Source organism: Acidiphilium iwatense, from assembly GCF_021556475.1.
GTDB classification, from domain to species: Bacteria; Pseudomonadota; Alphaproteobacteria; order Acetobacterales; family Acetobacteraceae; genus Acidiphilium; species Acidiphilium iwatense.
On the sequence record NZ_JAKGBZ010000111.1, the window covers coordinates 1 to 2976 of the forward strand.

General features: G+C 60.1%; 3 protein-coding genes. All 3 read left to right on the top strand.

Annotation, left to right across the window (positions count from 1 at the left end; all coding sequences use genetic code 11):
- On the top strand, nucleotides 1–880 hold an 880-nt coding region (locus L2A60_RS20120), incomplete at its 5' end, for a tyrosine-type recombinase/integrase (RefSeq protein ID WP_235706238.1).
- On the top strand, nucleotides 877–1854 hold the full coding sequence (locus L2A60_RS20125; protein WP_235706239.1) for a tyrosine-type recombinase/integrase: 978 nt from the start codon (nucleotides 877–879) through the stop codon (nucleotides 1852–1854). The genes L2A60_RS20120 and L2A60_RS20125, both read left to right, overlap by 4 nt.
- Complete coding sequence (locus tag L2A60_RS20130; protein ID WP_235706240.1) at nucleotides 1851–2876, top strand: tyrosine-type recombinase/integrase; 1026 nt, start codon at nucleotides 1851–1853, stop codon at nucleotides 2874–2876. Before L2A60_RS20125 ends, L2A60_RS20130 begins: the two co-directional genes overlap by 4 nt.
- Nucleotides 2877–2976: the final 100 nt, after the last annotated feature.

Genomic DNA, 2976 nt, shown 5'->3' on the forward strand with positions numbered 1-2976 from the left:
ACATCTGTTGGAGGTGCGCGGCTTGGCCGTTTCCACCATCGAACAGCACATCGCAACCACGGAGAGCTTCCTGACACAGGCTTTGTCGGCCGACGCGCCGCTCCTGGAGCTGTCCGTTCTGGCCGTGGAACGCTTCGTGGCAACCGAGGGGCGGCGGTTGAAGCGGCAGAGCCTGCAACATATTGTCGCTCGCCTTCGTGCCTTTCTTCGCTTCTGCTTCGACCAGAACGAAGTGCGGGAGCGATTGGACGTAATTGATACGCCACGCGTCTACAGGGGTGAGCTGCCACCGCGGGCGCTTGCATGGCCGTTGGTCCAGCGTCTGTTGCGCTCCATCGACCGATCCAGCCAGCTTGGTTGGCGCGACTACGCAATCCTTCATCTGATGGCGCATTACGGCTTGCGTCCATCGGAGATTGTCACGCTGACGCTTGGGTCGATCGACTGGCAAGCCCAGACCGTTCGAGTCAGGCAGTGCAAAACCAGATCGGACCTCATCCTTCCACTAACTGGTCAAACGATGCGCATGCTCAGGCGCTATCTATACCGTGGGCGATCCGGTAGTGCGCGTCCTGAACTGTTCCTCCGTGCAAGGACGCCGAGCGGTCCCCTCACACACTGCGCCGTAGACGATCTTTACCAGAAGCGCGCCAGGATGAGCGGGCTGCCCCTTCAAGGAACTTCGCCGTATTGCCTACGCCATTCCTTCGCGATGCGGCTGCTCGATCGCGGGGTAGGCATCAAGGTAATCGGTGACCTGCTGGGCCACCGCACTTTGGAGAGCACCTGTGTCTATCTCCGGCTGCAAACCGGGGCCCTACGAGAAGTCGCGCTTCCTCTCCCTGCGCCAGTGAGCTGCATTGTGGAGGACGCCACATGAGCCCAACGCCGCATTGGAGCGCACTCGATCAGGTAATCGAGCGATATTTGCAAAGACAGCGCTCGCTCGGGCGTGCTTACGTCCATGAGGAGCGGGTCATTGACGCGCTGCGTCGCTTCCTGCTGAAGAACGGCCGTGTCGACCTCGACCAGACCGTCTTCGAGACGTGGTGCATATCGCAAGGTCATCTCGCCGCCAATACGCGCCGCAATTGCCAGCGTATTGTGCGCAATTTCTGCCTCTATCGTCAGCGAACCGAGCCCACCTGCTTTGTTCCGGATATCAACCGCTTTCCTCGCCGCCGTCCCCATGCGCCGCCTGTCATCTTCGGACCAGCCGAAGTTGTCAGGATGTTGGCTATCGCAGAGAGATTGGCATCGACTGCAACCTCGCCGCTTCGGCCGGCGGTCATGCGACTTGCCGTGGTCCTGCTCTACACGGCGGGCCTACGACGCGGCGAACTGCTGCGCCTCACCCTGGCCGACGTCGATCCACACCACGGCATATTGCGGATCCGTGAGTCGAAGTTCCACAAATCTCGGATCGTCCCGTTGTCGCCGGACGCTTCTCGGGAGCTTAGGACGTATCTGAGGAAGCGCTGCCGACCGCCCTTGAGTTCAGCAGCGACTTCACCCTTGCTCTGCAACGTCAAGGGCGGAATGCGCGGCTACACAGGGACAGGCTTGCGGGACGGGATCCAGGCGCTGTTCCGATCGGCCAATGTTCATGGCGCCGACGGACGGACGCCGCGCGTTCATGACTTCCGCCATTCATTCGCCGTCGGATCGCTGTTGCGCTGGTACCAGCAAGGCGCCGACGTCCAATCCAATCTGCCGAAGCTCGCAATGTATATGGGGCACGTCTCGATTGTCTCCACCGCCTATTATCTGCGGTGGATTCCGGAACTCGCTGCGGCAGCCAGTCTTCGGCTCGAGACCCATTATGGCTACCTTGTCCCGGGAGAGGTCGCATGAAACCCCAAAGACCCAATGAATTTGGCAAAGCCATCGAGCGCTTCTTCCGCGAGTATCTGCCGACGCTCCGCGGCACCAGTCTGCACACGATACGCAATTATCGTGACGCCCTCGTTCTATTTCTACGATTTACGTCGACACAAAAGAAGTGGTCCATCGAGGATTTGGATCTCGGCGACTTCACCGCCGCGCGGGTTCGAGACTTCCTGGCCTTCCTTGAGGCCGAGCGTCACAACAGCGTCGCTACCCGTAACACCCGGTTGGCAGCCCTGCATACATTTGCCCGGTTCCTCGCCACCGAGCAGCCTGCACACTTGGCCGAGTTGCAACGCGTACTGGGAGTGCCGTTCAAGCGCGGTGCTCGAAACACCCCAATCGAATACTTGGAGCCTGAGGAGGTCGAAGCGCTGCTTAAGTCCATCGATCGCTCGACACCTTCGGGTAAACGCGACTATGCCCTGTTCGCACTGATGCTCAATACCGGCGGTCGCGTTCAGGAAATCCTTGATCTGCGTCTGCGCGACATCCGTACCGAACCGCCCCACCAGGTACGCCTGCGGGGCAAGGGCGGCAAAACCCGACTATGCCCGATCTGGCCGCAAACCGCGCGCCTCCTGCGGGATCTCTCCCAGTCCGCGGTTCTTCAAGGAGATAGTGACGCGCCGCTATTTATGAACCGTCAGGGCACCAAGCTTACTCGTTTCGGCGTCCGCTACCTCCTCAAGAAGCATGTCGAAGCCGGAGCAACAGCAGTCGACACTCTGCGAGAGAAGCGGATCCACCCCCATTCCCTGCGCCACACGACAGCGATATTTCTGCTGAAGGCCGGGGTCGACTTCGCGACCATCAGTCAGTGGCTCGGGCATTCAACGTTGAATACCACCATGACCTACGCCAGGGCGGATCTCGATCTGAAACGTCAGGCGCTGATGCAGGTGTTCCCCGAGATACTCGCGCCGCCTCGCGCTGGTCACGTGAATTCAGCCGCGATCAATATCGTCGACTGGCTGAAGCGGCTATGATTCCGTAACCGAGTTATGTGGAGTTGGCGGCCCTCAAACCTTCGTCGGCTGGAGTTGACGCCTTCCAGCTCCACATCACTGCGCGCTGCACATAAGTCGA

Excerpts from the sequence above, each read along its gene's own strand:
- L2A60_RS20125 (WP_235706239.1), top strand. The coding sequence starts at position 877 with ATGAGCCCAACGCCGCATTGGAGCGCACTCGATCAGGTAATCGAGCGA.
- L2A60_RS20130 (WP_235706240.1), top strand. The coding sequence starts at position 1,851 with ATGAAACCCCAAAGACCCAATGAATTTGGCAAAGCCATCGAGCGCTTC.